A 4880-nucleotide genomic window follows, 5' to 3' on the forward strand; every position below is an offset into this window, starting at 1 on the left:
AGCAAGGTGCCCTTCGAGCTGCATTACGCGGTTCGCGGCGAGCAGCATGCGCAACTCGGCAAAGAATTGCAGGCCATCTACGGCGAACACATTCATCTGTATCGCAAGAGCATCGACCCGCGCATGGAGATCGGCCGGGTTCTCGCCGATCGCCCCCTCGGCAGCCACGTCTATGTATGCGGCCCGGACAGCATGATCGACGCCACCCTGGTCTGCGCCCAAGACCTTGGCTGGACCGATAGCCATGTGCACTTCGAGCGCTTCCTCGAACAAAGCAGCGGCGGCGAAGCCTTCAGTTTTACCCTCGGCCGCAGTGGCACCACCATCGAAGTTTCCCCCGACCAGACCATGCTCGAAGCAGTGGAAGCTGCTGGATTCGCTATGCCCTACCTGTGTCGCGGTGGTGCCTGTGGCCATTGCGAAACCGAGATACTGGAACTCGATGGCGAACTTCTGCACAGCGATGACTGGCTGTCCGACGATGACAAAACAAGCCGTAAGAAAATTATGCCCTGCGTATCACGCGCCAAGTGCAATCGCCTGGTCATCGACCTCTGATCGACGGAGATAAAACAATGAGCATCCAATTCAATCTCGACGAAACCTATCGGGACGATTACACCTTCGCCAACAGTCCGCAAACCATCGCCCGCGCGCCCTTCCCGTTTCCCGACGACGATTACATGTACTCGATGAATCTCGAGCCGCATGTTCCAGTCGGCGAGGGTGCGTTTCGCGCCGCCTTCGATATTGATGAGCACTACATCAGTGAATGCCGTGATCGTGCGATCACCCTGGAGAAAGATCCCGGCATGCACTACGTCTCGGCGCCACACATGATGGAGGCGCAGTGGGACCTGCTCGAGTTGATCATGGAATCCTATGCCCGGGACTATCCGCAGTACTTCAGCCTGACGCGTGAAGGTCGCCAGTGGCACTGGACCAATCGCCTGTTGGACATCGACGACCACTTCACCTTCGGCGACACGGCCACCCTGCCCTATGAACCCATGGAGTACGTGACGCGTCAGGCTCAGGGCGACTGGGTACTGCAGGAGGAGCGCGACGGCACGCTTTATTGGGGGGCCGGCATCGCCACCCAACGCGCCGATTACTCGCTGCGTTTCAACCTCGGCATGAGCTGGGAGGAATTCCATGGCCCTGTACCGCTGGTCAAGGAAATCGGCATGCTCGACCGCGCCCTGAAGTTCCTGCTGCGCCTGCGGACCGGGCATCCGGTGCGTCGTTTGAACTGGTCGCTGACCGTCAACCCGCGCCTTGAGGTCTCAGCCGAAAGCCTGCCGGAATGGGCACCTGATCGCACCATCGTAACGGCGGAAAATGCCGGCAAGCTGGTTTACCTGCGGATCGAATTGCAGCCACTGCATCGCCTTCCGCGCAGCAATGCCATCGTCTTCCCTATTCGCACCTATCTGCTCAGCCTTGAGGACATCGCCACCAACCCGGCGTGGGCTCGACGCATGCATCGGGTCCTGCGGGATTTGAACCAGCAACTGGTGGACTACAAGGGTTTCAGTCGCTATCGCGATGCCGCCGTCGAATGGCTCTCGCAGTACGACGACGGGCGCGATAGCGAAGCAAAAAAACAAGCGTAAACCCAGATTCCCACACAACAAGAAGCTCGACACGAGCTGGGGCGGGCCAACCCGTCAGTACTGCAACCATCTGCCATTAATAATGAGGAAATAAAATGAGTGGCTCATCTAACGCCGGCGTAAACGTCAGCGCCGATCAGGACGCGGAACAACTCCGCGCCCTCGGCTATAGTTCGGATTTCAATCGAAGCATGAGCCTGTGGGAGAACTTTTCCCTAGGCTTTACCTACCTTTCCCCGGTCGTCGGGGTCTACACCCTCTTCGGCTTATGCCTGGTTGCGGGCGGGCCGCCGATGTTTTGGTCCTATCTGCTGATCGGCGCCGGTCAACTGTTGGTTTGCCTGATCTTCGGTGAAATCGTTTCGCAGTTCCCGATTTCCGGTGGTGTCTATCCTTGGGCCCGTCGCTTGGTGGGCAAACGCTGGGCATGGATGGTCGGCTGGGTGTATGCGTGGGCATTGTGCGCAACCATTGCCGGGGTCGCGGTGGGTGCTGGACCGTATCTGGCAATTATGCTGGGCTTCAATCCTGGACCCGAGGCAAATATCTATATTGCTCTTACGATCATTCTGCTCTCGACGGGACTGAACCTGTTCGGCACCAAGCTACTGGCGCGCGTGGCGATGTTCGGCTTTCTCTGCGAGCTGGTCGGGGCCATTTTGGTCGGCGGTTACCTGCTGATATTCGAGCGTCATCAACCACTCAGCGTGCTGTTCAACACCTTCAATATTCAGGTCAATGGCTCGTACCTGCCAGCATTCCTCGCGGCGTCCTTGGCGGGCCTGTTCCAGTATTACGGCTTCGAAGCCTGCGGTGATGTCGCCGAAGAAACCCCTAACCCGGGCAAGCGCATTCCGAAAGCCATGCGTCTGACGATTTACATCGGCGGTGCAGCGGCGATGTTTGCGTGTCTGGCGCTGATTCTCTCGGTGCCAGACATGGCCAAGGTCCTGGCGGGTGAAGATACCGATCCGGTCGCCACCATTTTGGCCAATGCGTTCGGCCCGGTGGGCTCACGGATGGTGATGGCGGTGGTCATGGTGTCGTTCATCTCCTGCGTTTTAAGTCTGCAGGCGGCAGCCAGCCGGCTGTTGTTCGCCTATGCCCGTGACGAAATGATTGTCGGCAGCTCGCTGCTCAAGCGTCTCTCGGCCAATCACGTGCCGTCATTCGCGCTGCTGATCAGCGGCCTAATGCCAGCAGCCATTGTCTGCCTGGGAATGTTCATGGCCGATGCCGTGGCGACCATCATCGGTTTCGCCGCCATTGGTATCTACGTCGCGTTCCAGATGATCGTTATCGCTGCGTTGATTGCCCGTGCCAAGGGTTGGCGCCCGAACGGTCACTTCACGCTCGGCGCCTGGGGGATATGGGTGAACGTAGCGGCGTTGATTTACGGCGTGTGCGCGGTCATCAACATGGTTTGGCCACGTTCACCGAGTGCACCTTGGTACGTCAACTATTCAATGATTCTGACCACCTTGGTGGTGATAGGCACCGGCTTCATTTACATGCTGCTGAGCAAACCCTACGACAAAGGCACAGCGCCGGCGGGCGACGCTTGGAAGCTTTCCAAACCGCGCTCCAAACCACTGTCCAAAACTGCTGATCTTTCCGGCGCGTCCGTAGGATAAAGCTGATAAGCGTCAGGGGAGCATCGCTTCCTTGACCTAAAAAATTAAGGACTCATTATGCAAACAAAACTGCTGATCAACGGCCAACTGGTCGACGGTGAAGGCGTTAGCCAACCGGTGTTCAACCCGGCGCTGGGTCGGGTGCTGATCGAAATCAACGAAGCCAGCGAAGCCCAGGTCGATGCTGCCGTGCGTGCCGCTGACAGTGCCTTCGAAGGCTGGTCACAGACCCCGCCGAAAGAGCGCTCGCTGCTTCTGCTCAAACTCGCCGACGTCATCGAAGCACACGGCGAAGAACTGGCCAAACTGGAATCGGACAACTGCGGAAAACCCTACAGTGCAGTGCTGAACGACGAGATCCCGGCGATTGCCGACGTGTTTCGTTTCTTCGCCGGTGCCAGTCGTTGCATGAGCGGATCGGCGGGCGGTGAGTACCTGCCCGGCCATACCTCGATGATCCGCCGCGACCCGTTAGGCGTGATCGCCTCCATCGCGCCGTGGAACTATCCGCTGATGATGGTCGCCTGGAAAATTGCCCCGGCGCTGGCGGCGGGTAATACCGTGGTACTCAAGCCGTCGGAACAAACCCCACTGACCGCCCTACGTCTGGCCGAACTGGCATCGGAGATTTTCCCGGCCGGTGTGTTAAACCTCGTGTTCGGTCGCGGCCCTACGGTCGGCAGCCCACTGGTCACCCACCCGAAAGTGCGCATGGTTTCGTTGACGGGTTCGATTGCCACCGGCTCAAATATCATTTCCAGCACCGCTGACAGCGTCAAACGCACCCACATGGAACTGGGCGGAAAAGCTCCAGTGATCATCTTCGACGACGCTGACATCGACGCCGCCGTGGAAGGCATCCGCACTTTTGGTTTCTACAACGCTGGCCAGGACTGCACCGCCGCCTGCCGCATTTATGCCCAGGAAGGCATCTACGACGCGTTCATCGAGAAGCTCGGTGCAGCGGTCAGCAGCATCAAGTATGGATTGCAGGATGATCCATCGACCGAGCTGGGCCCCCTGATCACCGCCCAACATCGTGACCGCGTGATAGGGTTTGTCGAGCGTGCCGTGGCACAACCGCATATCCGCTTGATCACCGGTGGCAAAGCCGTGGAAGGCAATGGCTTCTTCTTCGAACCAACCGTGCTGGCCGACGCGCGACAGGACGACGAAATCGTCCGCCGCGAAGTGTTCGGGCCGGTGGTGTCAGTCACCAAATTCACCGATGAGGCGCAGGTACTAGACTGGGCTAATGATTCGGACTACGGCCTGGCGTCGTCAGTTTGGACCTCGGACGTCGGTCGAGCGCATCGCTTGTCTGCACGCTTACAGTACGGCTGCACGTGGGTGAATACGCATTTCATGCTGGTCAGCGAGATGCCTCACGGCGGTCAGAAGCAGTCCGGCTATGGCAAGGACATGTCCATGTATGGGCTTGAGGACTACACTCTTGTGCGGCATGTGATGTTCAAGCACTAAAGGCGAAAATGTTGCAGCCTCCAGTTCCTACAGTGCTGGCCGACGGCGTATGCGGGCAGAGTAGGAGCTGCCACAGGCTGCGATTTCTTTAAGTCGCCACAACCGAACAGCCGTCAAGCATTTTGGCGGTCATACCGACATTTCCCGC

Annotated in this window: 4 protein-coding genes; all 4 read left to right on the forward strand. The window is 58.5% G+C overall.

The features are described 5' to 3' along the window. On the forward strand, positions 1-558 hold a 558-nt coding region (locus tag M0974_RS17000; RefSeq protein WP_297839094.1), incomplete at its 5' end, for an iron-sulfur cluster-binding domain-containing protein. A 17-nt stretch (positions 559-575) separates the two neighbouring features. After that, entirely contained in the window at positions 576-1616 is a 1041-nt protein-coding gene (locus tag M0974_RS17005) for a DUF3445 domain-containing protein (RefSeq protein WP_297839095.1), read from the forward strand. A 95-nt stretch (positions 1617-1711) separates the two neighbouring features. After that, positions 1712-3250 carry an APC family permease gene (locus tag M0974_RS17010; protein ID WP_297839096.1) on the forward strand — a complete coding sequence of 513 codons (1539 nt, stop codon included), beginning with the start codon at positions 1712-1714 and terminating at the stop codon, positions 3248-3250. 57 nt (positions 3251-3307) lie between these two features. After that, positions 3308-4732 (forward strand): gamma-aminobutyraldehyde dehydrogenase, encoded by a 1425-nt coding sequence (locus M0974_RS17015; protein WP_297839097.1) that lies wholly within the window; start codon positions 3308-3310, stop codon positions 4730-4732. Positions 4733-4880 lie beyond the last annotated feature (148 nt).

This window comes from Pseudomonas sp. (assembly GCF_026224925.1).
Classification (GTDB): domain Bacteria; phylum Pseudomonadota; class Gammaproteobacteria; order Pseudomonadales; family Pseudomonadaceae; genus Aquipseudomonas.

What these genes read in the sequence shown, in the direction of transcription:
- M0974_RS17015 (WP_297839097.1), top strand. Translation starts at nt 3,308, where the DNA reads ATGCAAACAAAACTGCTGATCAACGGCCAACTGGTCGACGGTGAAGGC.
- M0974_RS17005 (WP_297839095.1), top strand. Translation starts at nt 576, where the DNA reads ATGAGCATCCAATTCAATCTCGACGAAACCTATCGGGACGATTACACC.
- M0974_RS17010 (WP_297839096.1), top strand. Translation starts at nt 1,712, where the DNA reads ATGAGTGGCTCATCTAACGCCGGCGTAAACGTCAGCGCCGATCAGGAC.